The 25,492-nt window shown below is 72.0% G+C and carries 23 protein-coding genes and 1 pseudogene; 10 read left to right on the plus strand and 14 right to left on the minus strand.

Translation table 11 applies throughout. The annotated features are described in order from the left end of the window. The first annotated feature begins 17 nt into the window (after window positions 1-17). From ACIRJT_RS05455 to ACIRJT_RS05470, 4 genes and pseudogenes are all read left to right on the plus strand, one after another. Complete coding sequence (locus tag ACIRJT_RS05455) at window positions 18-272, plus strand: type B 50S ribosomal protein L31 (RefSeq protein WP_403904848.1); 255 nt, start codon at window positions 18-20, stop codon at window positions 270-272. Beyond that, window positions 269-1,423, plus strand: a complete 1,155-nt coding sequence (locus ACIRJT_RS05460; RefSeq protein ID WP_403904850.1) for a CobW family GTP-binding protein — start codon at window positions 269-271, stop codon at window positions 1,421-1,423. The genes ACIRJT_RS05455 and ACIRJT_RS05460 overlap by 4 nt, the downstream gene beginning before the upstream one ends. A gap of 99 nt (window positions 1,424-1,522) precedes the next feature. After that, window positions 1,523-1,771 (plus strand): 30S ribosomal protein S18, encoded by a 249-nt coding sequence (gene rpsR / locus ACIRJT_RS05465; protein ID WP_403904852.1) that lies wholly within the window; start codon window positions 1,523-1,525, stop codon window positions 1,769-1,771. Between the two features lie 94 nt (window positions 1,772-1,865). Next, window positions 1,866-3,477: pseudogene (locus ACIRJT_RS05470) on the plus strand (MFS transporter). A 212-nt stretch (window positions 3,478-3,689) separates the two neighbouring features. On the opposite strand, the gene ACIRJT_RS05475 reads toward ACIRJT_RS05470, so the two are convergent. After that, window positions 3,690-4,133, minus strand: a complete 444-nt coding sequence (locus ACIRJT_RS05475; RefSeq protein WP_403904854.1) for a subtilase-type protease inhibitor — start codon at window positions 4,131-4,133, stop codon at window positions 3,690-3,692. Window positions 4,134-4,687: 554 nt separating this feature from the next. Between ACIRJT_RS05475 and ACIRJT_RS05480 the strand changes: the two genes are divergently transcribed. From ACIRJT_RS05480 to ACIRJT_RS05490, 3 genes are read left to right on the plus strand one after another with little or no spacing between them, the layout of a single operon-like run. Beyond that, window positions 4,688-5,488, plus strand: coding sequence for an ABC transporter ATP-binding protein (locus tag ACIRJT_RS05480; protein ID WP_403905462.1), 801 nt, complete (start codon window positions 4,688-4,690; stop codon window positions 5,486-5,488). Between the two features lie 8 nt (window positions 5,489-5,496). Further along, a complete protein-coding gene (locus ACIRJT_RS05485; protein ID WP_403904857.1) occupies window positions 5,497-6,471 on the plus strand; it encodes an iron-siderophore ABC transporter substrate-binding protein in 975 nt (324 codons plus the stop codon). 2 nt (window positions 6,472-6,473) lie between these two features. Continuing rightward, entirely contained in the window at window positions 6,474-8,621 is a 2,148-nt protein-coding gene (locus ACIRJT_RS05490) for an iron ABC transporter permease (protein WP_403904859.1), read from the plus strand. A gap of 90 nt (window positions 8,622-8,711) precedes the next feature. On the opposite strand, the gene ACIRJT_RS05495 is transcribed toward ACIRJT_RS05490, so the two are convergent. The 11 genes from ACIRJT_RS05495 to ACIRJT_RS05545 form a co-directional block, all read right to left on the minus strand. After that, window positions 8,712-9,377, minus strand: coding sequence for a TOPRIM nucleotidyl transferase/hydrolase domain-containing protein (locus ACIRJT_RS05495; RefSeq protein WP_403904862.1), 666 nt, complete (start codon window positions 9,375-9,377; stop codon window positions 8,712-8,714). Between the two features lie 74 nt (window positions 9,378-9,451). Then, on the minus strand, window positions 9,452-10,657 hold the full coding sequence (locus ACIRJT_RS05500; RefSeq protein WP_403904864.1) for an MFS transporter: 1,206 nt from the start codon (window positions 10,655-10,657) through the stop codon (window positions 9,452-9,454). Continuing rightward, entirely contained in the window at window positions 10,654-11,103 is a 450-nt protein-coding gene (locus ACIRJT_RS05505) for a nuclear transport factor 2 family protein (protein WP_403904866.1), read from the minus strand. The genes ACIRJT_RS05500 and ACIRJT_RS05505 overlap by 4 nt, the downstream gene beginning before the upstream one ends. A 115-nt stretch (window positions 11,104-11,218) precedes the next feature. After that, on the minus strand, window positions 11,219-11,773 hold the full coding sequence (locus ACIRJT_RS05510) for a MaoC family dehydratase (RefSeq protein ID WP_403904868.1): 555 nt from the start codon (window positions 11,771-11,773) through the stop codon (window positions 11,219-11,221). A gap of 88 nt (window positions 11,774-11,861) precedes the next feature. Further along, the gene (locus ACIRJT_RS05515) at window positions 11,862-13,220 is read right to left on the minus strand and encodes a hypothetical protein (RefSeq protein WP_403904870.1); all 1,359 of its coding nucleotides are present in this window, start codon (window positions 13,218-13,220) and stop codon (window positions 11,862-11,864) included. Beyond that, entirely contained in the window at window positions 13,207-14,232 is a 1,026-nt protein-coding gene (locus tag ACIRJT_RS05520; RefSeq protein ID WP_403904872.1) for an ornithine cyclodeaminase family protein, read from the minus strand. The genes ACIRJT_RS05515 and ACIRJT_RS05520 overlap by 14 nt, the downstream gene beginning before the upstream one ends. Then, complete coding sequence (locus ACIRJT_RS05525; RefSeq protein WP_403904874.1) at window positions 14,229-15,098, minus strand: HpcH/HpaI aldolase/citrate lyase family protein; 870 nt, start codon at window positions 15,096-15,098, stop codon at window positions 14,229-14,231. The genes ACIRJT_RS05520 and ACIRJT_RS05525 overlap by 4 nt, the downstream gene beginning before the upstream one ends. Further along, entirely contained in the window at window positions 15,095-16,348 is a 1,254-nt protein-coding gene (locus ACIRJT_RS05530) for an aminotransferase class I/II-fold pyridoxal phosphate-dependent enzyme (protein ID WP_403904875.1), read from the minus strand. Before ACIRJT_RS05530 ends, ACIRJT_RS05525 begins: the two co-directional genes overlap by 4 nt. After that, window positions 16,345-17,214: a cupin-like domain-containing protein gene (locus tag ACIRJT_RS05535; RefSeq protein ID WP_403904878.1), complete on the minus strand. Its 870-nt coding sequence runs from the start codon at window positions 17,212-17,214 to the stop codon at window positions 16,345-16,347. Before ACIRJT_RS05535 ends, ACIRJT_RS05530 begins: the two co-directional genes overlap by 4 nt. A 39-nt stretch (window positions 17,215-17,253) precedes the next feature. Continuing rightward, a complete protein-coding gene (gene dmpG / locus ACIRJT_RS05540; protein ID WP_403904881.1) occupies window positions 17,254-18,267 on the minus strand; it encodes a 4-hydroxy-2-oxovalerate aldolase in 1,014 nt (337 codons plus the stop codon). Continuing rightward, the gene (locus tag ACIRJT_RS05545; protein ID WP_403904883.1) at window positions 18,264-19,193 is read right to left on the minus strand and encodes an acetaldehyde dehydrogenase (acetylating); all 930 of its coding nucleotides are present in this window, start codon (window positions 19,191-19,193) and stop codon (window positions 18,264-18,266) included. The genes dmpG and ACIRJT_RS05545 overlap by 4 nt, the downstream gene beginning before the upstream one ends. 795 nt (window positions 19,194-19,988) lie before the next feature. Here ACIRJT_RS05545 and ACIRJT_RS05550 point away from each other — a divergent pair. Further along, window positions 19,989-21,254, plus strand: coding sequence for an MFS transporter (locus ACIRJT_RS05550; RefSeq protein WP_403904885.1), 1,266 nt, complete (start codon window positions 19,989-19,991; stop codon window positions 21,252-21,254). 197 nt (window positions 21,255-21,451) lie between these two features. Beyond that, entirely contained in the window at window positions 21,452-22,840 is a 1,389-nt protein-coding gene (locus ACIRJT_RS05555; protein WP_403904887.1) for a hypothetical protein, read from the plus strand. Window positions 22,841-23,301: 461 nt separating this feature from the next. Here the strand turns inward: ACIRJT_RS05555 and ACIRJT_RS05560 are convergent, their stop codons facing one another. Both ACIRJT_RS05560 and ACIRJT_RS05565 read right to left on the minus strand, forming a co-directional pair. Further along, window positions 23,302-23,565, minus strand: a complete 264-nt coding sequence (locus ACIRJT_RS05560) for a hypothetical protein (protein WP_403904889.1) — start codon at window positions 23,563-23,565, stop codon at window positions 23,302-23,304. A 63-nt stretch (window positions 23,566-23,628) separates the two neighbouring features. Next, entirely contained in the window at window positions 23,629-24,438 is an 810-nt protein-coding gene (locus ACIRJT_RS05565; protein WP_403904892.1) for an alpha/beta fold hydrolase, read from the minus strand. A gap of 183 nt (window positions 24,439-24,621) precedes the next feature. Between ACIRJT_RS05565 and ACIRJT_RS05570 the strand changes: the two genes are divergently transcribed. After that, on the plus strand, window positions 24,622-25,236 hold the full coding sequence (locus ACIRJT_RS05570) for a YdeI family protein (protein ID WP_403904895.1): 615 nt from the start codon (window positions 24,622-24,624) through the stop codon (window positions 25,234-25,236). Window positions 25,237-25,492: the final 256 nt, after the last annotated feature.

Consider the following 25,492-nt stretch of genomic DNA (forward strand, 5'->3'; position numbering starts at 1 on the left):
ACCCCGAGGACACCTTCATGAAGCCCGGAATCCACCCCTCCTACCGTCCCGTCGTCTTCCGCGACAAGGCCGCCGACTTCGCGTTCCTGACCCGCTCGACCATGACCAGCGACCGCACCGTCATCTGGGAGGACGGCAACACCTACCCGGTGGTCGACGTGGAGATCTCCTCCGCGAGCCACCCCTTCTACACCGGCACCGCCCGCGTCCTGGACACCGCCGGACGCGTCGAGCGCTTCGAACGCCGCTACGGACGTGGTGAGGCCCGATGAGCGGGCACCGCGCGAAACTGCCCGTCGTGATCGTCTGCGGCCTGCACTCCGAGGCGCGCCGCGAAGTGGTGGAGGGGCTGCTGCGGGACGTCCCGTACAGCGTCGCGCTGCACCACGACCTGTCCACGGCCTCCGGCGGGACGGTTCGTCGCTCCCTGCGGGATTCCGGCGGCGAGCTGGAGTCCGGCGAGACGCCGCTGGTGAACGCGTGCGCCTGCTGCGCGCTGCGAGAGGATCTCGTCCCCGAACTCGAACGCCTCGCCGGGGACGGACGGACCCGCCTCGCCGTCCTGGAGCTCTGGGACTCCGTCGAGCCGAAGTCCATGGCCGAGGTGATCGCCGCGCACACGAACGCCGCCGAGGTCACAGGCGTTTTCGCGGCCGTCGACCCCACGCTCGTCCTGCCCTGCCTCTCCAACGGCGACGATCTGGCCGAGGCCGGTCTCGCGGCGGCGCCGGCCGACCGGCGGACCATCGGCGACACCTGGGCCCGGCAGGTGGAGTACGCGCCCGTCCTGGCCGTGACGCCGAGCCCGGCGGCCGACGACGAGGACCGCGCCCTGATCCGGCAGCTGAACCCGACGGCCCGCCAGGCCGCCTCCGGATCGGCAGAGTTGGCCCGGCTCGCCTTCGCGGGGTTCGATGTGGAGGCGGCGGACGCGGGCCAGCACCCGGCCTGTGCGCTGCTTCCGCAGGAGGCCGACGAGGCCGGGGTGGGCACGCTCGTCTGGCGACGGCACCGCCCCTTCCACCCCGAGCGCCTGCTCGACGCGCTGGAGGACCTGAGCTGTGCGGCGGCCCGCAGCCGGGGCCGGTTCTGGCTCGCGGACCGGCCCGACACCCTGCTCTCCTGGGATGCCGCGGGCGGCGCGCTCTGCGTGGAGAACACCGGCCCCTGGCTCGCCTCGCTCCCCGACGCCGCCTGGTCCATGGTGCCGCCCTACCGACGGGCGGCCGCCGCGCTGGACTGGCACCCGGAGCACGGCGACTGCTGCCAGCACCTGGTCTTCGTCTCCCCCGGTCTCGACCGCGACGGTCTGACCGGCCTGCTGGACTCCTGCCTGCTCACGGACGAGGAGTACGGCTCCGGCCGCGAGGCCTGGAAGAGCTTGCCCGCCGCGTTCGACGCACTCCTCGACCCGGTCCACTGACGCCCGCACACCGTCCCCGTACCCGTAACCCGCGACCCGCGACCCGCGACCCGCGACCCGCGACCACCGACCACGGCACACCGAGCACGAGGAAGCCCCATGGCCCGTCAGCAGGACCCCCGTAAGCCGCTCAAGAACCGCCCGAACCCCCTGGACGCCGCGGAGATCACGTACATCGACTACAAGGAAACCGATCTGCTACGGAGGTTCATCTCCGACCGCGGGAAGATCCGCAGCCGCCGGGTCACCCGGATCAGCGCCCAGCAGCAGCGGCAGGTGGCCGCGGCCATCAAGAACGCCCGCGAGATGGCCCTGCTGCCGTACACCGGATCCGCGACGGGCAAGTAGCGCGCGACGCCCCGCGACGACGTGCCCGCCGTCGCGGCGAGGCGCCCCCGCGGCTCGGGATGCACCACGGCGGCAGCCCGGCGACCATGGATCCATGGGCAGAGAAACCCCCGAAAGGGACAGTTCGCGTCCTGGATCGCCGGAGCCGGCGACAGGGGGCCGGCGGGGCGGCCCGCCGAACCAGGGCCTCGCTCTCACGGCCATGCTGTTCGCCGTGTCGATGACGTTCATCGACCAGACCATCGTGGCGATCGCGGCCCCGGACATCATCGACGAACTCGGACTCACCTCCTCGCAGATGCAGTGGGTCGTCAACGCCTACCTGCTGACGCTGGCCGCGCTCTTCGCCCTGGGCGGGCGGTTGTCCGACCTCTTCGGGCACCGCCGCGTGATGCTGATCGGCACGCTGGTCTTCGTGATCGCCTCCGCCCTGTGCGGCGCGGTGCCCTCCGGGGACTTCGCGCAGGCCTGGCTGATCGGCTTCCGCGCCGTCCAGGGCATCGGCGCGGCCCTGATGTTCCCGGCCGCGCTCGCCGTGGTCATCGCCGTGTTCCCGGTGGAGCGGCGGGGCCGGGCCCTGGCCCTGTTCTTCGGGGTGTCCGGGGCGCTCACCGCGGTCGGGCCGCTGCTCGGCGGCTGGCTCACCGGGTGGACCTGGCGGGCGATCTTCTGGGTCAACGTCCCCGTAGCCGTCGTCGCCGTCGTGCTGGCGGTACTGGCCCGCATCCCGGACCGGACCCGCCGCGAGCCCCTCGACCTGCCCGGCGGCGCTGGTCGCCGTCGGCATGGGGCTGACGGTGCTGGGGCTGCAACAGGCGTCGACCTGGGGCTGGGACTCCGTCGCCACCTGGGCGTGCATCGCGGGCGGTCTGCTGGTGCTGGCGGCCTTCTGCCGGTTCGAACTGCGCACGCGTTTCCCGTTGATCGACCTGCGGGTCTTCCGCGACCTGGCGTTCCGCGTGGACAACGCCGTGCTGTTCTTCGCCATGACGGCGTTCGTCCCGGTGTTCTTCTTCGCCTCCGTGTACGCGCAGGTCTCGCTGAGCGCGTCGCCGAACCAGGCGGCGCTGTATCTCCTGTACTTCTTCATCGGCTTCGGGCTCGCCTCCCAGTGGGGCGGCCGGATCCTCGACAAGCGCGGCGCGCGCCCCGCGATGAAGCTCGGCACGGCGCTCGGCGCGGTCGGATTCGCCCTGTGGGCCGGGAAGTTGACCACGCTGTCCATGCATGACCAGTGGCTGTACGCGGCGATGGCGGGCGCGGGTATCGGGCTGCTGCTGGCGCCGGCCTCGACCGACGCCGTGAACCGGGCGATCGACGCGAGTTACGGCGAGGTCACCGGCATCACCCAGACCGTACGCAACTTCGCGGCCAGCATCGGACTGGCCGTCTTCGGCACCGTACTGACCCACAGGACGATCACGGAGGTGGGCGGGACCCTGCGGGACAAGGGCGTGCCGGACGGTGCGTCGCAGGACGCCGCCGAGTCCGTCGCCCAGTCGGTGACCGGCCAGGCGGACTCCCGGGGACCGTCCGGCTCGGGACCGGTGGCCGAGACCGTACGGGACTCGATGTCGGCGATCCGGATGGACTTCGCCGAGGCGAACCAGTGGGTGTTCTACGGGATGGCCATCGCCCTGGGCGTGGCCTTCCTGATCTCGCTGCGCCATCCGGGGACCCGGGTGACGCGGGAGTCCTCCGGCTAGCGAGAGGTCCGCCCGGAATCGGGCGGGTCCGTGACGAACCGACCGGGGCGGGTCGCTACCGGCCGCGGCGGAAACGGCCGGTGCGGACGCATGGCTCCCGGCCGTCGCGAACGGGGCGTGTGCGGGGCACGCGGGGCGGGGCGGATCGCCGGACGCGGTCGGGCGGGACGGAGTCGTGCTCCGTCATCCCGGCGTCGGCGGGCCCCGGTGGGTCAGAAGGCGAATACGGCGTTGTCGTTCATGCTGCCCGCCATCTCGCAGGCGTTGCCGTAGGTGGTGCTGAACTGGACCCGCTCCCCCTGCCAGACGCCGTGGGCGGTCACGACGAGCGGGTCCCACTGGCGGGTACAGGTCCGGTTCGAGGGACCGGCGGTCAGTTCGGAGAACTCGCCCCGGGCCGCGGCCAGTTCCTGGCAGGCCGCAGCGGGAGTGGGGTGCGTCCCCCCGGCGGTGGGGGCGCAGGTGAGCGTCACGGCCCGCTCGACGGTGGCGGTCAGCGCGTCATCGCCGCGGGCCACGGTCAGGACGAGGGCCGAGGGCGCGTAGAGGCTCTCGGCCCTGGCCGGTGCGGCCTGGGCGGTGGCGGTCGCGAGTCCGGCGAGCAGAAGGGTGCTCGCCGTGACGGTTGCGAAGATTGCCTGCGGGTTGGGTCGCATGGGTGAAGACTCCTTGGCCGTGTGCCTGATTGCGGTCAGGAGTCTTACGCATGCGGAAAGTAAGCGCACGTCGACGGCCAGCTTCCAGCCGCAGACGGGCGCTCGAGCCGACCGAATGGTCATTCGGGCAGCTCAGACGCCGCGCGCAAGCCGTCCAGCATATGGACGAACTTCGGCGGTTCAACACAGAACTACCGCCTGACCTGCGAACATAAAGAGATCCACCGATGCGCCACATCGCCGCTTCGGCCGGAAAGTACCGCCACCCGGAGCATCACCCCCTCGCGAGACCCGCGACCGCCTCCTCGGCGGCGACCGCCGACGACCGCGCGGCGAACCGCCCGCGGGTCACGCGGAGGACACGATTCCGAATCCCGCTTGACCTGGGCAATTTAGGTTAGGCTAACCTCACGGTCGTGATCGCTCCTGCCCTCGACCGAGAAGACCCACCGCCACGTCGGCGCTCCGCGCCCGCTGCCGGTGCCACCGCCATGCCCACCGCTGCCGAGCCCGGCCCGGCCGCTTCCCCCGACGCCGGCCTCGACGCCCGCGACATGACGATCGCGTATGACGGTACCGACGTCGTGCACGGGGCCGACCTCAGGCTGCCGCGTGGTCGCGTCACCGCGCTCATCGGGCCGAACGGCAGTGGGAAGTCCACCCTGTTGCGGGCCGTGGCCCGGCTGCACAAGGCCCGTACCGGCAGCGTGACCGTGGCGGCCGGGGCCGAGGACGCCGCGCCCGTCGACGCCCTGGCGCTGTCGCGCGCCGACTTCGCCCGCCGTGTCACCCTGCTCGCGCAGAGCCGGAACGCGCCGGCCGGCCTCAGCGTGCGCGACGTGGTCGGATTCGGCCGTCACCCCTACCGGGGCCGGCTCCGGGGCACCGATCCGGACGGCGCCCGGATGGTCGAGCACGCGCTGGCCGTCACGAACCTCACCGAGTTCGCCGACCGCGGGGTGGAGAGCCTGTCCGGCGGGCAGTTGCAACGCGTCTGGTTCGCCTGCTGCCTGGCCCAGGACACCGACGTCCTCCTCCTCGACGAGCCGACCACCTATCTCGACCTGCGCTACCAGGTCGAGATCCTCGACCTCGTACGCGACCTCGCCGACACCCACGGCGTCACCGTCGGCGTCGTCCTGCACGACCTGGACCAGGCCGCCGCCGTGGCCGACCAGGTCGTCCTCCTCTCGTCCGGGCGGATCGTCGCCGCGGGCACGCCCGCGGAGGTGTACGCCCCCGAGCGGCTCAGCGACGCGTACGGCATCCGCATCGACGTCGAACCCGACTCCTCCACCGGCATCCCGCGCACCCGCGCGGTCGGCCGCCACCACCTTCGTTCCGAAAGGCCCTGAACACCCTCATGAAGAACCAGCACCTGACGTGGCCCGCCCTCGCCGCCGCGGCCGCGCTCGCCCTCACGGCCTGTGGCACCACCGAGGCGCCGAAGAAGGAGTCCGCCGGGGACAGCGCGGTGACGGTCACCGACTCCCGCGGCAAGAAGATCACGCTCGACGGGCCGGCGACGCGCGTCGTCGGCACCGAGTGGAACGTCGTCGAGTCGCTCGTGACCCTCGGCGTCCAGCCGGTCGGCGTGGCCGACGTCAAGGGCTACACCGCGTACAACACCGCCGCGCCGCTCACCAAGGGCGTCAAGGACATAGGCACCCGGGGCGAGCCCAGCGTCGCCACCGTCGCGAGCCTCAAGCCCGACCTCATCGTCGCCACCACCGACCTGTCCGACTCCGCCATCGCGCAGCTGTCCAAGGCCGCCCCGGTAGCCGTGGTCCGCTCGGCCGACGCGAACCGGCAGATCGACCAGATGGTCGACACCGTCGAGCTCATCGGCAAGGCCACCGGCAAGGAGGACAAGGCCGAGTCCGAGGTCGCATCCTTCCGCAAGGCGGTCGCGGACGGCAGGAAGAAGCTCGCGGACGCCGGTCTCGACGGCGAGAAGGTCGCCTTCGCCGACGGCTGGCAGGAGGGCAACCAGGTCTCGGTGCGCCCGTACGTCAAGGGCTCGCTGCTCGCCGACGTGAACACCGAACTCGGCCTCGTCGACCCGTGGACGCTGAAGGGCGACAAGGCCTACGGCCTGGCGGCGACCGATGTCGAGGGCCTCACGAAGATCGGCGACGCGCGGTTCGCGTACATCGCCAACGACTCCGACGGCGGCGACCCGTTCGCCGACGGCCTCAAGGACAACGCGGTGTGGAAGTCCCTGCCGTTCGTCAAGAACGACGAGGTGCACCGGCTGCCCGACGGCATCTGGATGTTCGGCGGCACCGCGTCGATGCGCGAGTACATCGACGCCCTCGTCGGCGCGTTGACCGCCTGACGATGAGCACACGCACCACAACCGCCCCGCCCGCCCCCGTGAAGACGGGGGCGGGCGCGGCCGGTCCGGCCGGGGTCGAGCCCCCGGTGGCGGCCGGCCCGCCGGCCCGCCGCGGCCGGATGTTCCTCCTCGCGGTCGCGGGGATCGTCGCGCTGGCCGCACTCGCGATCGTGCACGTGGGCCAGGGCACCGCCGCCGTCGATCTCCACACGCTCTGGCAGTTGGCCACCGGGGCCGCCTCCGACCGGAGTGCCGACGAGCAGACGGCCGCCGTGGTCCTGGACTCCCGGCTGCCCCGGCTCGCCGCGGGGCTCCTCGTGGGCTGCGCGCTCGGCGCGGCGGGCGCGGCCCTCCAGTCGGTGTCGCGTAACATGCTGGCCTCCCCCGACACGCTCGCCGTGAACGCGGGCGCGTACCTCGCGGTGGTCGCCGTCGCCGCGTTCGGCATCACGCTGCCCGCGCTGCCGGCCGGCGCCACGGCGTTCCTCGGCGGGCTGCTGGCGGCGGGCGTCGTCCTCGGCCTGTCCCGGGCGGGGGCCGGACCGATCCGGCTGGTACTGGCCGGATCGGCGCTCACCCTCGCCCTGTCCGGGCTGAGCGGGATGCTGCTGCTCCTGCGCTCCCAGCAGACGACCGGGCTGTTCGCCTGGGGGAACGGTTCGCTCGCCCAGATCGGCATGCAGTCCATCGACCGGCTCGCCCCGGTCGCGCTCGTGGCGTTCGCCGGGCTCATGCTGATGGGCCGGCGGCTGGACATCCTGGCCCTGGGCGACGACGGTGCGGCGGTCGTCGGGGTGAGCCCCCGGCTGACGCGCAGCGCGGCCGTGATCCTCGCGGTGCTGCTGGCGGCGGTGTCCGTGGCGGTCGCGGGGCCGGTCGGCTTCGTCGGGCTGTGCGCGCCCGCCGTGGTCCGCCTGCTCAGCACGTGGATCCCGGGCCTGGTCCGGCACCACGCGTTCATCCCCGCGTCGGCTCTCGCGGGTGTGCTGGTCGTGCTCGGCGCGGATGTGCTGCTGCGCGCGGTGTTCGGCGCCCAGGCGGGTGCCGAGGTGCCCACCGGCATCGTCACGACCTGCTTCGGCGCGCTCGTCCTGATCGTCCTGGCCTACCGGTCGCGCGACATGGGCACGGACAGCGGCTCGACGGCGTTCGCCCGGCTGCGCAGCCGGCGGGCGTTCGTCCTCACGCTGGCGGCGACGATCGTGGGGCTTCTCGGAGCGGTGGTGGCGGCGACGCTCTTCGGCGACGCGACGCTGCTCCTGGGCGATGTGGGCAACTGGCTCACCGGCCGGGCGGGGCAGTTCGTCGGTTACGTCCTCGACACGCGGGTCCCCCGGGTCGCCGCGGCCCTGCTGGCCGGTGCGGCGCTGGCCGTCGCGGGGGCCGTCGTCCAGGCGGTGTCGCGCAATCCGCTGGCGGAGCCGGGCGTCCTCGGCGTCGTCAGCGGTGCGGGGGTCGGGGCGGTCGCCGTCCTCACGGTCGTACCGCTGGCGAGCTTCTGGCTGATCGGCGGCTCCGCGCTGGCCGGTGCGACGGCCGCCGCGGCGCTGGTGTTCGGTCTCGCCGCACGCCGCGGGCTGGAGCAGAACCGCCTGGTCCTGATCGGCATCGGCGTGCAGGCCGGAGCGGGCGCGTTCGTGAGTCTGCTGATCGTGCTCACCGACCCGTACAACGAGACGAAGGCACTGGCCTGGCTCGGCGGTTCGACGTACGGGCGGACGTTCCCCGAGCTGATCCCGGTGCTGGTGGGCCTGGTCCTCGCACTGCCCGTCCTCGCGTTGATGCGCCGCGAGCTGGACCTGATCGGGCTGGACGACGAGACGCCCGCCCTGCTCGGCGTGCGGATCGGCGCGACCCGGCTGGCGCTGCTGAGCCTGGCCGTCCTCCTGACGGCGGGTGCCGTGGCGGCGGTCGGCGTCATCGGCTTCGTCGGCCTGGTCGCCCCGCACGCGGCACGTGCCCTGGTGGGCCGGAGTCATGTGCGGGTCATACCGGTGAGCGCGCTGCTCGGCGCGCTGCTGGTGGTCGTGTCGGACCTGGTCGGCCGGGCGATCATCGCCCCGGCGCAGATCCCGGTCGGCCTGCTGACGGCCGTGATCGGCGCCCCGTACTTCATCTGGCTGCTCTGGCGGTCGCGGCGCGAGGGGTGAGCGCGGAGCTGTCCCAGTTCTGGAGCCGCGCGGTCGTCGACCGCGCGGCTCCGGCGTTTCCCCGGGGAGCGTTGCCGGCAGCGCCCTCCGTCAGACGTGGGAGAGAAGGCCGTCCAGCGGTCCCGGCAGCCGCGCGAGGTCCAGCGCTTGGGTCAGCGCTCGCGCATAGTGCTCCTTGCGGCCGCCGATGGTCCCCATGAAACGCCGCAACTGCGCCTCGACCGTCCGCTCCCGCTGGGCGGGCTGCCGTTGGAAGATCCGGAAGGTGCGCAGGTCTCCCTGGTCGTCGATGACCTGCTGGACGCCGTCCGTGCCGAGCGCCCGGATCAGTTCGTCCTCCAGGTCGGCATGGCAGGTGAAGAAGCCCAGCGCCTCCAGGTCGTCGGCGGTCGGGGCGGTGCCGAAGCCGGTCCGCTCCAGGCCCTGGCGGAAGAAGCGCTGCTCCGCCGCGTCGCACAGGCCCGCGGGCCGGACGTCGAGCCCGTCGGGTCCCAGCAGGCGCAGGTAGCGGGTGATGCTGGTGGCGCCCCCGAGCGGCACGATGACGACGCCCTCGGCGCTCAGGCCGCGCCCCTGCCGTTCGGCGAGGGCCTCGACCGCCGCCCGGTCGCTGACGCCCTCGACGAGCACCACGGTGCGCAGGCTCAGGTCGGCCGCCAGCTCACGGGCGGCCCCGGCCTCGGCGGGCGCGGGCGTGTCCATGTCTCCCGCGGCCCAGGAGATGACCGTCTGCCGGAAGCGCGTCGCTGTGTCCACGGGGCCAGTCTCGCACCGTGATCCGCGGGTACGGAAAGGCTTTTCCGGGACGTCGCCGAGGCCCCCCTGCTACGTCAACGGGGTGCGGTAGGCCGCCGCGCCAGGTACAGCCCGACGCCCAGGGCGAGCGCCAGCACACAGCCGGCGAAGGTCAGCCCGGCGTTCCTGAGCCCGATCCCCAGGGTGAGGGCGCCGACGCCGACCACGGGCAGGGAGATGCCCAGGTAGGCGATGACGAAGAAGGCGGACACGGTCGCGGCCCGGTGCTCGGCCGGCGCGGCGACGCTGATCGCCGTCACCGCGCCCCGGAACGCCAGCCCCTGGCCGAGGCCGCCGCACAGCGCACCGGCGACGAGCAGGGGAAGCGAGGCGAACAGCAACGAGGCGCCCACCAGCAGGAGTCCGGCGACCAGCACGAAGCAGCCGCCCGGCAGGGCACGCCGTTCCCCGACCCGTCCCATGAGCGCCTGCCCGGCCGTCGAGGCGAGGAAGACGGAGAAGACGACGAGTCCCGCCAGGGCCAGGTTGTGCACGTCGAGCGTCTCGGACAGGAACGCGGGGGCGACCGCCGTGAAGAGGCCCAGCAGGGAGAATCCGGCGAAGGCGGCCAGCGCCGAGGTGGCGAACACGCCGCGCATCGCGGGCGGGACGGCCAGTCCCCGAGGGCGCGGCCGCAGTCCCCGTACCCGGGAGGAGGCGACCGTCTCGGGCAGGAGCCAGGCCAGCACGGCGGCCACGGCGATCAGCGCCAGGTGTACGACGAAGGGGAGCCGCAGGGGCCAGGGGGCGTACTCGGCGAGCAGCCCGGACAGCAGCGGGCCGCACCCCAGGCCGCCCATGTTGGCGGCGGTCGCGGCCAGTCCCGCCCGCGCCGCGCGCCCCGGCGGGGCCAGTTCCATCACGGTGACGGTCGCCGCGCCGCTCAGCAGTCCGGCGGCGAACCCGGAGAGGAGTCGTCCGGCGAACAGGGCGGGAAGCCCGCCCTCGAAGAGGAAGCAGAAGGCGCTGGCCGCCGAGAAGCCCAGGGCGGCCAGGAGGACCGGCCGGCGCCCGGCCTCGTCGGAGACGTTCCCGGCGAGCAGCAGGGTGGCGATCACGCCCAGGGCGTAGACGGCGAACACCACCGTCACCATCAGCTCGGAGAAGCCGAGCCGTTCCCGGTAGAGGCCGTAGAGCGGGGTGGGCAGCGTGGTGCCCGCCATGCCGATGGCGAAGACGGCCGCCGCGGCCGGGTAGCCGAGGCGTCTCCCACGGTGGGCGGAGCCGGGTGTCCGGCTCATGCTTCGGGCGGGGGGTCCGTCGGGGCGGCGGAGGTGATGTGGGTGAGCACGCACAGCCAGCGGCGCTCGCGCCGGACGAAGACGTCCGTGACCCATTCGTCGGCGTCGAAGCGGCGGCCACCGTAGTGGGCGGTGTTCGTCATCCGCGCGGTGACCGTGGCGGTGTCCTGGTGGACGCGGACCCTCGACGGGCTGACGGTTCGCATCGCCGAGTGGGTCAGGTCGCCGGACGCGACGTAGCCGAGGAACGCGTCACGGTCCGTGATGCCGGACTCGGAGACGATGACCCACTCGTCCGCCATGAAGGTCGTCATCCGCGCCACGTCGTTCGCGACGATGGCGGCGGACCATTCCTCCACCAGGGCGACGAGCCGGGCCCGTACCGAGGGGTCCTGGGCGTCGGCGCCGTTCGGCGGCGGCCCGGAGCCGGCTCCGCTGTCTTCCATTGTTCGAGCGTAGCCGTGGGGTGCGCGGGGCGCAGTTCATGGGCGGCCGGGCAGACGGAAGCCCATGGACCGAGCGGACACGGGTCGATACCCACGGGGCCGGTGGCTCCGTGCGCTACGCGGACGGGCCGCCCTCGTCCGTGGCGGTCGCGTCTGCGGGTCCTCGGCCCTCGGGCCGGTCGGGCAGCTCACGGCAGCGGACCATGAAGGACCGCTCGAAGACGATGACGGTCTCTCCCGTCGACTTCGTACCGGTCGTCTCCACCGTGATGATGCCCTGCCCCGGCCGGGACCGGGACAGCCGTTTGTCGAGGATGCGGCTCGTCGCGTAGAGGGTGTCGCCGACGAAGACGGGGCTCTTCAACCGGACCTTGTCCCAGCCCAGGTTGGCCACCGCCCGCGCCGACAGCGCCTGCACGGTCATCCCGCCGACCAGGCACAGCGTGATGCCGCTGTTCACCAGGACCCGTCCGTACTCGGCGCCGGCGCCGTAGTGCTGGTCGAAGTGGAGCGGGTGCTGGTTCATCGTCAGGAGGGTCAGCCAGGTGTTGTCGGCCTCGGAGAGGGTACGGCCCGGCCAGTGCCGGATCACCATGCCCGGCTCGAAGTCCTCGAAGTCCCCGCCGTGTTCCTCGACGTACTCGTTGTCCTTGACGTGGCGCAGGGTCATGCGGCATCTCTCCGGTGACGTCACTCGATCAGGGGCGGCGCGGACGGGCGCGCCGGTACGCGGGGCAGGGCGTGCGGGGGTGCTGCCGTCAGATCGCCACCATCACGTTGTCGGAGCTGCTCGTTCCGCCCCGGACGCTGACGATCCCGGCGGAACCGTCGCCGAAGAACCGGCAGAACAGCCCGGCCGGCCGGCCGCCGAATATCAGGGGCCCCAGCACCGGGGCGACATCGGCGTCGTACGGCTCGTCGGTCCCGTCGGCGATCAGCGCGACCCGGCAGGTCTGTGGCCGCACGAACTCCTGCACCACGCTGGTGCGGCCCTCGACGGCCTCGCCGACAGCCGACTCCCAGGCGGCCTGATCGGCCTCGCGACCGATGATCACCTGTTGCCCGCTCTCCCCGAGAGCGGCCTTGAGCACCAGCAGCTCGCGGTTCTTCAGCACGAACGGCAGCAGGTCGACCTGCCGGCCCTCGCGGTCGGTCCTGCGCTCCGAGAGGATCCGTGTCCACGGCAGGTACCGCTCGATGAGCCGGCGGTCTCCCTCGGTCATCCAGGGCCGCCCCTCCGACAGCAGTCCCATGGTGAGCTTGCTGTGCAGGAAGGTCGAGGTCTGGGTGCCCACCAGCAGGCAGCCGTGGTCCAGGGCGTCCTGGACCGGTGCGGTGTCGAGGCCCGCGTCGAGCCAGTCCGGAATGGTGAAGTTGCGCAGTCCGACCGGATAGCGCAGATGCGGGGCGCAGTCCCACGCCTCCGACAGCTCCTCCGGCTCGAAGAAGCGTGCGGTCAGCCCGTGGCTGTTGTAGTGGTCGGCCTCCATCTCGAAGTACCGCCGCTCCACGCCGGTCACCCGGGCGCTGCCGACGACGGCCACCCTCGGTGCCACCGCCGACTCCGCGCTGAGCGACCGGAACATCTCGGCGCGTACGGCGAAGGGGCTCGGCGACCGGAACGGGGCCCGGCCCTCCTCGTCGGCGTGCAGTCGGCGCCACACCGCCAGACGGCTCTGGGTCTCCACCACGCCACCGAGCGCACCGCTGACGTTGAACTCCAGGAACCGCGGTCCATCGGGCCCGATGACCAGATCGGGGCGGACCACGGAGTCGGCGTACCGCTCCTCGACGAACGGGTCGCGCATCCACAGCCGGTCCTCGGTCGCGGGCATCTCGTAGGCCGCCAGCCGGTCGGCGGTGGTGTGCCCGCTCTCCAGGGCGGCGCGGCGCAACAGGTCGACCAGCGCGACGCTCGCCCGGAAGATCTCGGCGTAGGCCGCGCGCGGGATCGCCAACGGCGCCGCGGGAAGGACCTTCTGGTACGGCCAGCCGGTGTCCCGCAGCTCGTGCCGCAGCATCCGGCGGATCGTGTCCGCCGGCGCGGCGGGCCTCAGCCGGTGGCGGCCGAACCACGGGTGCCCCTGTCCCGGACCGAGGTCCTCATGCGTGTCCATCGGGCGCTCCCTCCTCTGTCGGCGAAACGGCGGTCGGGTCGCCGGCTCCCTGCTCGGCCGGACGGTGCTCCTCGAACAGCGCCACCGCGGCGGCGGTGTCCTCGATGGCCATGCCGACCGTGCGCAGGACCGTGGTCCGGCCGGTCACGTCGACCTGGCCACTCACCAGGCTGCCCAGTTCGTACAGGTCCTCGGCCTTGATCAGGCCGTCGGCCAGGGCGGCCCGGACCTCACCCGCGCCGTCCAGCGCCGCGGCCCGGTCCTCGACGACGGTCACGGCGTCGGCCAGCAGGGCGGGGGCGAGCTCGACGGCGTCCGGGTGGGTTCCGCCGATCACGTTCACATGCGCCCCGGGGGTCACCCAGTGCGCCTCCACCACGGGGGTGCCGTCGTCGGTCGAGGTGGCCGTGCAGATGATCGCCGCGTCGGTGACGGCGTCCCTCGCGGTGTCGCAGACCATCACGCGGACGGGCCGTGGGGCGGTGTCGCGGATCCAGTCGGCGAACCTCTCGGCCCCGGCGCGGGTGCGCGAGTGGACGCGGACGGTACGGATCGGGCGGACCGCCGTCACCGCCCGGAAGAGGGCGCGCGCCTGGACCCCCGCGCCGATCACCCCCAGGTCGTCGGCGTCGTCGGGCGTGCACCAGCGGGTCGCCAGTGCGGCGACGGCGCCGGTGCGGACGGCGGTGAGTTCGGCGCCGTCCAGGAGCGCGGTGATCTGCCCGGTCTCCAGGTCGGTGAGCGCGACGATCCCGTGGATCAGCGGCAGTCCGCGTACCGGGTTGTCGGGGGTGAGCGTGGTGACCTTGACGCTGCCCACCGCGCGCTGCTCCCAGACGGCGGGGCTGACCAGGAGGACGCGCCGGTCGCCGTGCTCGAGCACCGTGCGCGCCGGGGAGCGGGTGCGGCCCGCGGCCAGGTCGACGAACATCTCGCCGAGCACGTCGACCACGCGGACCATCCGCCGGGTTCCGGCCATGTCGGCGGCCCGGACCATCACGGGCGCGCTCACGCGGTTCCTCCGGCGCGGCCGAACCGGCTCGTCCAGGCGTCCTCGCGCGCCACGGTGGTGCGGGCCAGCCGGGCGAACGGCGGGCCTACCATGTTGCCCTCCAGGACGGCGATCCCGCCGTCGGCCGCCGTCACGGCCTCCACCACGCGGCGGGCCTGTCCCAGCTCGTCGGGCCGGGGCCGCAGGAGGCGGTTGATCACGTCGATTTCGCCCGGGTGGACCGTCGCCTTGCCGTGGAAGCCGAGCGCCCGCGCCCGGGTGGTCTCCTCGGTGAGGACCGCCGGTTCGGCGAGCCGGTAGTTGGCGGTGTCGACGCACGCCGTGCCGTACCGGGCGCAGGCCATCGCCATCGCCTGCCGGGCGGCCAGCATGGCCTCCCAGCTGATGTCGACACCGAGGGTGGCGGCCAGGTCGGCCGAGCCGAGCACCAGGCCGTCGGCGGAGCGCGCGATGGGGTCGATGCGGGTGACCGCCTCGACCGTCTCCACCGTCACGTAGATCTCGGGGGACGCTCCCGCCGACGCCAGCATCCGGCGCAGCAGGTCGACCTCGTCCGCCGAGGTCACCATCGTCATCAGGACGATGCCGGGGCGCACCGGGCTGTCGGCCAGCATCAGGACGTCCTGGACCCCGGCGAGGCTGCCGAGCTCGTTCATCCGCACGGCGACCTGTCCCGGCCTCGGCGTCTTCTCCAGCGCGGCCCGGCAGACCGTGCGGGCGGCCTGCTTGCCGGCGGGCGGTACGGAGTCCTCCAGGTCGATCAGGTGGACGTCCGCGTCGTACGACCAGGCTTTCACCACCTTGTCCGGCGACAGGGCGGGCGTGTACAGGATGCTGCGCGGAATCGCCCTGGGCGCCCCGGTCACCGGTTCACCACCCCGGGGAGCGTTCCCGCCGGACGCGCCCCGGCCTCGACCAACGCGGTGCAGAGCCGCTTGATCTGGTCCGCGCTCTGGCCGGCCCGCAGCATCACCCGCAGTCCGGCGGTACCGCGTGCGACGATCGGGAAGAACACCGGCGAGGTGTAGAACCCGGCCGCGAAGACCTGTTTGGCCGCCTCGACGACCGTGTCGTCACTCATGGGCACCACCCGGATCGGGTAGGTGGCCTCGGCCTGCTCGGTCAGGACGAGCGAGTCGAACAGCGCGATGTTGGACCGCAGACGCTCCTGGAGCCGGGTGAGTTCCTCGGTGCGGTGGATCTCGGCCGAGGCGAGCGCGGCGCCGACCGCGGCGGCGTTCGTCTTCTGCGAGTAGCCCAGCGGACCCGCGAACCGTTCGATGAGCCGGCGCGTCTCCTCGGGGTAGCCGTCGAGCAGGATCGCCGTGCCTCCGGCTCCGAACCCCTTGGTCAGGGTCGCCACGGTGATGGTCCGCTCGTCGAGCACCGGGGAGTGGGTGCGTACGTAGCCGATGCCGCGCTCGCCGTACGCGGACAGCGAGTGCGAGTCGTCGTAGAAGACCAGGAGGTTGTACTTCTCCTGGAGTTCGGCCAGCTCCTCGACGGGCGCGTACCCGCCGAGGCTGTCCGAGCCGTCCACCACGTAGCAGACGCGTTCGTAGGTGCGGCACATGTCCTCGATGAAGTCGAGGTCGTGGTGGCCGCAGGTCACGACCTCGCTCTCGTCGGCGCAGCTCGGCTTGGCGTTGCCCAGCGAGACATGGGCGTTCCTGTCGAAGACCATCAGCGGTCTGGTGCCGTTGCCGAGGTGCCCCGACGCGATCATCGGAAGCAGACCGGTGCTGGCCGCCGCGGTGGAGATCGCGCTGATCACCATCGCGCCGAACAGCTCGCCCAGCGACTCCTCCAGCTCCAGCAGCACCCGTGTCTGGACGCGGGTGCGCGGTATGCAGTGGTCGAGCACCCCGAAGCGGCGCAGCGAGGCGACCGCACCGTCGATGACCTTGGGGTGGGTGTCCAGGTCAAGGTAGGAGCACACGGTGAAGTTGACGAATTCATGCCCGTCGGGCATGTGGAACACGCCGTCCTCCAGGTCGCCGACGATGCCCGCGACCCCGTTCTCGTAGGACTTGTTCCAGAAGGTGTTGCCGATCCCGATGAGTTTGTCGTTGTTGCGGTACCGGTGGGTGGGGGTGATGGTCCTGCGCTCGCTCATCGGGAGTTCCCCTCGGTGGGCTTGTAGCTGTAGACGCCCTTGAGCCTCCGGTAGGCGTACGTGTACAGGGCGACGCCGAGCACGTGCGGCCGGTGGAGGATCTTCTTGGACTTGAGCCAGAAGTTGACGTTGATGTTCATCTCGCCCAGCGACTCGGCCTGGTGCCACCAGCCGAGCGGCAGGTAGAGCATGTGGCCCGGTTCGAGGACGAAGTCGCGGCGCTCGGCGAGCTTGGCCGCGAGCCTCGGGTAGCGCGCCAGGTCGACGTCGTCGAGGTCGACCACGTTGGACTTGTCGCCGTACCCGCGCAGTACCGACCTCGGGTAGTAGGCCCGAACGCCGGGTGGGGCGATGATGAACCGCTTGCGGCCCTCCAGCGCGATGTTGAAGTTCTCGAACTCGTCGAAGTGGTTCTTGGTGAAAACGCCGCGGTGGCTGATCCACAGGTTGGCCGCGTACAGGCTGTCGCCGTATCCGAAGAACTCCTCGGCGTCGAAGCCGATGACGGCGTTCACGTCGGCCGGGCTGCTGCGGATGTTCGACACCACCCGGTGCCAGGTGTCCGTGCTGGTCAGGTGTTGCTCGTCCGCGAAGAACTCGCGGAGCTTGATGTCCCGTGTCTCCCAGCGCCCCGGGTGGTTCTTGTCGCCCGGCTCGGTGAACAGGGTGACGGTCATCTCGGCCAGGCGCGCGGCCACTTCGTCCCGTCCGAGTCCCTGTACGTCGGCCGGCAGCTTGATCACCACGGGACGGTCGGCCCTGTACAGCCCCCGTGGGCCCACGGCCAGGAATTCGTCGAACGACATACGGGTGACCTCGACACCCGCTGTTCCGTTCGACTCGGGCACAGCTTCCGGAACCGCCATGTCGCCGGTCCTCCTCTCTTCGCCGGGTCTCTTACCGCGTCAGCCGTCGGTCCCGCGGCCGCTCAACTCCGCGACCACGTCCACGATCAGGTCCTCCTGTCCGGCGATGGCCTGCCGCCGGCCGAGTTCGAAGAAGACTTCGCGGGGGTCCACACCCGCGGCTCCGGAGAGTTCGACGACCCGGTGCTTGAAGCCGGAGAACACGCCCGCCAGGCCGCTGACGATGCTCATCGAGGCGGTCACCGGTGGTGCGGGCATGAGTTCGCGCTCGGCGAGGTCTGCGGCGTCCAGCAGCGCGTACAGGTCGATGCCCGTGGTGAACCCGCTCCGCTCCAGCACCGGTACCAGCACTTCGAGCTGGGTGTTGCCCGCCCCGGCTCCGAAGCCGCGGGCGCAGCCGTCGATGATCAGGGCGCCCGCGTCGGCGGCTGCCACCGAGTTGGCGACGGCCATACCGAGATTGTTGTGTCCGTGGAAGATCACCGGGACGGTGTCGACCGCCTCGGCGATCGCCCCGATCCGCGCGGTGACGTCCGGGGGGAGGAAGTGCCCCGCGGAGTCCATGATCCCGACGGCCTGCGCCCCGTAGCCGACGGCCCGTGCGGCCTGCTCGGCCAGTTCGTCCGGGGAGGCCATATGGCTCATCATCAGGACGCAGTGGGCTTCGGCGCCCGCGTCCCGCAGGAAGCCCAGATGGTGTTCGGCCAGGGACGCCTCGGTGGCGTGCACTCCGACGCGGAAGACGTCGACCCCGTGGGCGATCGCTCGTCGGAGGTCGTCGGAGGTGCCCCAGCCGGGCAGCATGAAGGTGCCCAGCCGGCTGTGGCGCAGCGCCTCGCGGACCGTCGACAGCATCTGGTCGTCGGTCGCCGCCGCAAGCCCCACCTGCAACGAGGAGGCGCCCAGACCGTTGCCGTGGCCGACCTCCACCACCGGGATCCGTGCCGCGTCCGCCGCTTCCGCGTAACGGCGCAGGGCGGTCAGGCCGAGCTGGTGGCGGACAGCGTGCTGGCCGTCGCGCAACGTCGGGTCGTGGATCACCACCTGCTTCACGACCTCACCCCCGTCCGGGACACCCGGTCCGGCCGGGCCGCGTACTGCTCGGCGACCATGACGGCGGCGGCGTTGATGATGTCGAGGTTCCCCGCGTACGGGGGCAGGACGTCACTGTGGGCCGTGACCTTGAGGACGATCGTCACCTGGTCGTCGACCGCGGTGCAGGCGACGACCTCGTACCCGGGAGCGAAGGAACGCACCTGCTCGGCCACCCGGTCGACCACCGCGCGCACCGCCGCCGGATCGGCGTCGGGCACCCGGGCGTGGATGACGGTCCGGAAGGTGGCCGGCGGCACCGCGGGACTGATGTTGAGGATCACCTTGACGTCGCTCACTCCGGAGAACGTCGTCACCGCGTGGCCGGTGGCCGTCACGTACTCGTCGAGGTTCAGCCTGGTCGCGCGGCCGGCCACGTCGCTCGCCACGGTCGACACGACCTCCAGGTACGTCACCGGGAACCGGGCCGCGAGCGCGTGCACGACCGGAACGGCCGCCTGGCCGCCGCAGCTGATCAGATTGACGTTGCGCGCTGCCTCGGCCGAGACCCCGGTCACGGTGGGCGCCACCATCTGCCCCACCTTGCTGGGGGTCAGGTCGATCACCAGCGTTCCGAGCGGCTCCAACAGCGGCCAGTGGTCCCGGTGGGACGCGGCGCTGGTGGCGTCGAAGACGACGTCGAACGGGCTCGCCGCCGCCAGCACCGCCTCGATACCGGCGGCGGTGGTGGCGCAGCCGAGGCTCTCGGCGTACCGCAGGCCCGCCGACTCCGGATTGCGCCCGGCCACCAGTCGGCAGTCCAGCATGGGCGAGCGGTCGATCTTGCTGACCAGATCCCGCCCGATCGCCCCGGTACCGATGACGGCGACCGTCACCGTTTCGACGACGCCCGGACGGGCGTTCCCCAGGCCCGCCACGAGACTCAACGTATGCCTCCGAGAAGGAGGTTGTGGATCAGCGGATGACGTGAGAGGCGACAGCGGACGCCGGTCGCCCGTCTCTCCGCATCGGGTTCGTAGGTTCTCATGAACGTTGTTCCCACCCTTCCATCTGCGCGCGACTGCTCCGTGGCAGCCACGGCCGCGTGCGGCCAGGTGCCTCACAGGGATGTCCGTCCGTTGTGGACCGTGTGCCGAAGCGGTCGATCACGGTGCCTCCCGTGCGGACATCGGCCGGTCAACGATCAGTGGTCGATCAGGCATCGGTCAGGTGTCGGTGCCGGTCGGCGCCGAGAGGCGGGGTGTTCCGTGAGGCGAAGCGCGGTCGCGCGCCCGGAGGACGAGGAAGCACCAGCCGCAGGGCGTCGGGCCGAAACAATGGGCCCTGAGCAGGGACCGGAGGCCTGACGCAGTGTGTTGAAGTCCCGTTGACGGCATGTCCTCCCCTTCACGCACGTCGCTGACCGCTGATTCACCCGCCCAGCGGCGGTGAACATATCAGAAGACCGCAGGACACAACCCCCCTCATTCACCAGCGGGTTGATCTTCCGGCGAGGTGCTGTGCGGCTTCGCCCGGGGACCGTGAGCCGCGGTTGCGCGCCTTTCCCGCCGGACCCGATCCTCCTCTCGACGCCGCCGCGGGCGCCGACTACTCTCGGGAACCCCGTGCGCCTGGCTGTGCGGGTCTCGGCGGACGACGACGGGCGGGTGGGGCGTCGACGGCGGGGCAGCCACATCGAAGGGGGAGGCAATGTACCGCCGGTTGCGCTGCCACGCGCTCTCATGACCGCGTCGACGACCGACAAGGCCGACGCGCAACGGCCCCTTCTGGGACGTGACTTCTCCCGGCTGTGGTGGTCCGCCGCGGTGTCCTCGCTCGGCGACGGGGCCACGATCGCCGCCGCGCCCCTGCTGGCCACCCGTCTGACCGACGACCCCCGTCTGATCGGCGCGGCCTCGGTCGCCTTCACCGCGCCGTTCCTCCTGTTCGGCATCCCGGCGGGGCTGCTGGTGGACCGTGTCGACATCCGGGCGATGATGGTGCGTGTCGACATCGGCCGGGCCGTCCTGCTGGCCGTGCTCACCGCCGGAATCCTCGGTGGCTGGGGCGGATTGCCGCTGCTCTACGTCTGCATGTTCCTGCTCGGCGTCGGCGAGGTCCTCTGCCGCAACGCGGCACAGGTACTCGTTCCCTTCATCACCCCGCAGGCCGGTCTCTCCACCGCCAACGCCCGCATCATGGCCGCGCAGGAGGCCGGAACCGGCTTCATCGGCCCGCTCGTCGGCGCGCTGATGTTCGGTGTGGCGACCGCTCTGCCCTTCGGCGTGGACGCGGCCACCTTCCTGTGCTCGGCCGTCCTGATCAGCCGCATCCGCCGCACCCGGCCCGTCGGGCGTGGGCCGGACAGGTCCGGTGTGCTGTCGGAGATGCTGGCGGGCGCCAGATGGCTGTTCTCGCATCACCTGCTGCGCAGCCTCGCCCTGGTGTCCTGTCTGATCAACCTCGCCGGGAGCGCGATGCTCGCGGTCCTCGTGGTGCACAGCGGGAAGGAACTCGGCCTGGGTCCGTTCGGGTACGGCGTCCTGCTCGCCTGCCAGGCCGTGGGAGCCGTCCTGGCCTCACGCTTCGCCCCCGCGCTGACGGAACGTCTCGGCCGGGAGGGAGCGCTGGTCGCCACCGCCGTCCTGATCACCACGAGCGAGACGGTGCTCGCCGCCGTGCCCTCGGTGTACGCGGCCGGTGTCGCCCTGGCGATCTTCGCGTGCGGGACGGTGACGTGGAACGTCGTCGTGGTCGTCCTGCGGCAGACACTGGTGCCGCAGCACCTGCTCGGGCGGGCGAACAGCGTCTACCGGCTCGTGGCCTGGGGCGGACTGCCCGTCGGTGCGGCGGCCGGCGGTATCGTCGCCGCCGAGGTCGGCACGCGTGCCGTGTTCGGCGCCGGCGCGGTCGTCATGGCGGTGGTCGCGGCGGGGCTCCTCGTTGGCGCCCGCCGCCGGTGGATCACCCGCGCGGAGCCGGCTCCGCGCACGACGGAAACGGACTGATCGGACAGCCGCCCGGCGCGCCGCGGAACGCCGGAGCCGTACCGAAGACGGCACCGCACCGCACAGCACCGCGTGGCGCGGCCACGGACACTGCACAGAACCGCACCGCACTGCACGAACACCGCACCGCATCGCGGCAGCGTACCGACCGCGGCACGCTACCGACCGCACGGCCCATTCCGGGAAAGGGACGCCCCATGACGACCACGAGTCCGCCCACGTCGCCCAGGTCGCGGTTGGGCCACGCGTACGGGGAGCAGCTCGCGCGGAGCGCGTCGACGGGCCACCCCACCGCCGCCGTCCTGGAGTCCGCCACGCTGAGGCTGGCGTACCGGGACCGGTTCCTGAACGGCCCCGCCTTCCTCGGCGAGAGCGAGCTGCGCACCCTCGTGGGGGACCTCCACACCGTCTACGGGCTGCTGCGCTCGCTGCCGGAGCGTGGGTTCGGCGGAAGCATCACCGCGCTGGCCTCGGCGGTCGGCCTGAATCCCTTGCAGTCGGCGCTGATCACGCGGAGCGCCCGGACCGGTTCGCTCCTCCCGCTGGGGCGTGCCGACCTCTATCACGACGGTACGGGGTTCAAGCTTCTCGAATTCAATATCACCAGCGCCCTTGGCGGCTTCGAGAACGCGGACATCAACCGGGCGATGCTGGCCCATCCGCCACTTGAGGAGTTCGTACGGAGGCACGGACTCCGCTACGAGGACACGCTGGGCCACATGGTGCGGACCATGTACGCCGAGTGCGCCGCGAACATCCCCACCGACCGGGCGCCCGTCGTCGCTGTGGTGGACACGGTGCGGAACTTCGCCGTCGTGGGACCTCGACTGCGGGTGTTCGCCGAGAAGCTGGCCGACTACGGGGTCGAGGGGATCGCCTGCGACCTCGGTGAGATCACGTACCCGAACGGCCGTCCAACAGCCTCGGGCCGAACCATCGACGTCGTCTTCCGGTACTTCCTGCCCGAAGACCTCACCGACCCCACGGCGGCGGCCCAGCTGGAGCCGCTGCTGACCGCGGTCGAGCAGGGCAGGCTGGGCCTGTTCAGTCGGCTGGACGCCGAGCTGTACGGCAACAAGGGCACTCTGGCGATGCTCTCCGACGAGCAGCACCGCGACCTGTACGATGCCGCCGAACTGGCCTGCCTCGACCGGATCCTGCCATGGACGCGGTACGTGCGCCCACACGCCACGGACCCCGGCGGCACCCGGGTCGACCTGCTCGCCCACGCCCTGGGCCACCAGCACGAGCTGATCCTGAAGCCGACGCTGCTGCACGGCGGCAACGGAATCATCGCCGGCTGGAAGGTGGACCCGGCCGAGTGGGAAAGCAGGGTCGCCTCGGCGATGAACGCCCCGTTCGTGCTCCAGCGCCGAGTGCGTCCCACCGCCGAGCCGTTTCCCGACAGCACCGGCGGCATGCGGGAACTCTTCCTCAATTGGGGCGTCTACCTGGGCGCACGCGGCCCCGAGGACGACGGCTACGCGGGAGGCTTCGTACGCGGCAGCGCCGATCCGGCGGTGGGGGTGGTCAGCGTGGGCAGCGGCGCCACGGTCGGCTGCGTCTTCCACGGCGGCGACCGCTGATCGCACGCGCCCAGAAGGCGCACTTCCTCCAGCGCGGGACGGCGTGCCGAGGACGCGGCCCGTACGGACCCGAAGATCCTCGAGGACGACCGTCACCTGAGGGCCTCCTGCGCAAGCAGGCCGAGGTACTTCACGTCGGGGCCCGCCAACTTCTGCTGGTTCCGCGACCCGTCCAGGGCCCTGTGCCTGTGCCTGTGCCTGGCCGGCACACCGGATGCCACGAAGCCCCGGGTGGGGATGTGCGACTCGGCGCGCTGCCCGCAGGCCACCCACCATCCCTGTCACTGTCCCGCGTGCGCCGGGCAGGCCACCGAGTGCGAGCGGGAACAGTTCGGCTCCGTGGTAGACGGCGATGACGGAATCGGTGAGGCGGACCCGCACGCTGTCGTCCATCGCCGGGATGACCCAGCCGTGCAGGACCATGCCGAACGGCACGCCCAGAGCGCCCGCGACCAGTACGGTCATGACGACCGAGGTGAGGACCATCGCGATGGTCTGCCGGGGGTCATGCCGAGCACCTTGTGGACACCGATCTCCCGGACGCGCTCGCGGGTGTCGAGCAGCACGCCGTTGAGCACGCCGAGCGCGGCGACGGCGACGAGCATCAGCGTGAGGATCGCGGACAGCGCGTTGAGCGTGAGAACCAAGTCGCTGCCGGAGCCGAGCCCGCCGACCGGGGCGGTGGCTCCCAGCGGTGCCAGGTCACAGACAGCGACGAGCAGCACTGCCCGGCGCCGGGTCGGCGTCTACGTGGGCGGTCCGGCCCGATCCGTGAAGAGTGGTGCGGCTCAGGCCGAGGTGGCGGGGAGTGCGGCGAGGAACGCTCGTACGTGTCGGAGCCAGGTCGCCCGGTCTGCCGGGCCCAGGACGTGGGCGGCGCCCGGCAGTTCGATCAGCCGGGCGCCCGGGATGCCGGCCGCCAGACGGAACGAGCTCCCGGGCAGCACCAGCCGGTCGCCGGTCGGCGCCACCACCAGGGTGGGGACGGATACCTTTGGCAGGTCGAACCGGACGTCAACGCGGGACACCAGGTCGAAGTGGTCCAGCATGCCCGGCGGCATCGCGGTCAGGGTCCGGGCGACCGGTTCGTCGAGGGCGGCCGGTTCAAGGTCCGCCAGGTCCGCCGGGGACATGCAGGACAGCAGGGCGAGCCGTGCCACGTCCTCCCACTGACCTGCGGCTGCCAGGGACCTGATCAGCTGGGCGGTGAGCGCCAGGGCGGGGTCGGCGACAGCGAAGCCGGCGGTGAGGACGAGTGCCCGGACACGGTCGGGGTGCCGTGTGGCGATCCGGACGGCCACGGCACTGCCGAGGGACTCCCCCAGGACGGAGAACGAGTCCTGGCCGGCCGCGACGGCTGCCGCGACCAGGCGGTCGGCGAGGTCGTCCAGGTCCAGGGGTTCGATGGCTACGGCGGAGCCACCGGCCCCGGGGTAGTGCGGGCCGACAAGGGTGTGGTCCTGGGCGAGGTCGTCGAGGACGAGGCCGAAATTCCCCTCGATGCCTCCGCCGGCTCCGTGCGCGAGCAGAAGGGCGGGGCCGCTCCCCTGCACGAGAACGTCGAGGTGAGGAGTGCGAACTGCGTGATCAGCGGTCATGGTGCCGACGTTAAACCTTGACACCTGCGTCAGAGTCAAGTCGCTCCGACAGCCCGGCGCCTGCCGTGCGTCCGGGCGGACCACGAGCACCTCGTGGTGAGGGCTCGCCGGGCCGAGACCGACGCTGCGGCTCAACGAGACACCCCGGCAGGTCGCGGCACCGGGCTGCGGCACTAATCTGCGGTGGTGACCGCAACCGAGCTGGATGAGTTGATCGTTGCCGACGGCGCGGCGCTGCGCGCGTGGCTGCTGGACAACCACACCGTCTCTCCTGGCGTGTGGCTCGCCCTGACCAGGAAGGGCGGCTCTGTTACCACGCTGACCTGGCAGCAGGCGGTCGACGAGGCGCTGTGCTTCGGCTGGATCGACGGGCAGGCCCGCAAGCGCGACGAAGAGAGTTCCTGGCGGCGGTTCACCCCGCGCCGGCCCCGCAGCGTCTGGTCCCGGCGGAACGTCGCCAACGTGGCCCGACTGGAGACGGCCGGCCTGATGATGCCCGCAGGCCGCGCCGCGGTGGACGCCGCGAAGGCCGACGGACGGTGGTCGGCCGCCTATGCGCCGTCATCGGAAGCGGAGGTGCCGGCCGACCTGCTGGCCGCGATCGCCGCCGCCCCGGCGGCGCAGGCGATGTTCGAGGTGCTCACCAGGACCAACCGCTTCGCCCTCATCAACCGGGTCAATGCCGTCAAGCGGGCCGAGACGCGCACCCGGAAGATCGCCGAGTGCGTGGGAATGCTGATCCGGCACGAGACGGTCCACCCGCAGCGGGCCAAGCCCGTGGACCCGCCGACGTCGTGACCGGGCGCCTACCGGAACGGACGGACTCACACGGTCACGCGGAAGTATTCACGCAGCACTGCTGACTTCCCGAGACACGTTGAGCCGGCCGGAGTGGTGCAGGAAGCGCTCATGCGTCGATGCGCAGCCAGGTATTGCCGTACGGAGCCAGAGACGGCCGTCGCGTCCCTGCCCGCAGCGCAGGACAACGCGGCCCGGCACCCGAAGGCGGCTGCGGCTGGTGACCGTCCATGCGGTGCCGTGGTACTCAGCGCGG

This window comes from Streptomyces sp. NPDC102283 (assembly GCF_044766265.1).
In the GTDB taxonomy this organism is placed as follows: domain Bacteria; phylum Actinomycetota; class Actinomycetes; order Streptomycetales; family Streptomycetaceae; genus Streptomyces.

Coding starts and splice junctions, on each gene's coding strand:
- ACIRJT_RS05485 (WP_403904857.1), top strand. CDS start 5,497: ATGAAGAACCAGCACCTGACGTGGCCCGCCCTCGCCGCCGCGGCCGCG.
- ACIRJT_RS05535 (WP_403904878.1), bottom strand. CDS start 17,214: ATGGCGGTTCCGGAAGCTGTGCCCGAGTCGAACGGAACAGCGGGTGTC.
- ACIRJT_RS05530 (WP_403904875.1), bottom strand. CDS start 16,348: ATGAGCGAGCGCAGGACCATCACCCCCACCCACCGGTACCGCAACAAC.
- ACIRJT_RS05555 (WP_403904887.1), top strand. CDS start 21,452: ATGACGACCACGAGTCCGCCCACGTCGCCCAGGTCGCGGTTGGGCCAC.
- ACIRJT_RS05500 (WP_403904864.1), bottom strand. CDS start 10,657: ATGAGCCGGACACCCGGCTCCGCCCACCGTGGGAGACGCCTCGGCTAC.
- ACIRJT_RS05550 (WP_403904885.1), top strand. CDS start 19,989: ATGACCGCGTCGACGACCGACAAGGCCGACGCGCAACGGCCCCTTCTG.
- rpsR (WP_403904852.1), top strand. CDS start 1,523: ATGGCCCGTCAGCAGGACCCCCGTAAGCCGCTCAAGAACCGCCCGAAC.
- ACIRJT_RS05515 (WP_403904870.1), bottom strand. CDS start 13,220: ATGGACACGCATGAGGACCTCGGTCCGGGACAGGGGCACCCGTGGTTC.
- ACIRJT_RS05455 (WP_403904848.1), top strand. CDS start 18: ATGAAGCCCGGAATCCACCCCTCCTACCGTCCCGTCGTCTTCCGCGAC.
- ACIRJT_RS05460 (WP_403904850.1), top strand. CDS start 269: ATGAGCGGGCACCGCGCGAAACTGCCCGTCGTGATCGTCTGCGGCCTG.
- ACIRJT_RS05510 (WP_403904868.1), bottom strand. CDS start 11,773: ATGACCCTGCGCCACGTCAAGGACAACGAGTACGTCGAGGAACACGGC.
- ACIRJT_RS05490 (WP_403904859.1), top strand. CDS start 6,474: ATGAGCACACGCACCACAACCGCCCCGCCCGCCCCCGTGAAGACGGGG.
- ACIRJT_RS05480 (WP_403905462.1), top strand. CDS start 4,688: ATGACGATCGCGTATGACGGTACCGACGTCGTGCACGGGGCCGACCTC.
- ACIRJT_RS05565 (WP_403904892.1), bottom strand. CDS start 24,438: ATGACCGCTGATCACGCAGTTCGCACTCCTCACCTCGACGTTCTCGTG.
- ACIRJT_RS05505 (WP_403904866.1), bottom strand. CDS start 11,103: ATGGAAGACAGCGGAGCCGGCTCCGGGCCGCCGCCGAACGGCGCCGAC.
- ACIRJT_RS05475 (WP_403904854.1), bottom strand. CDS start 4,133: ATGCGACCCAACCCGCAGGCAATCTTCGCAACCGTCACGGCGAGCACC.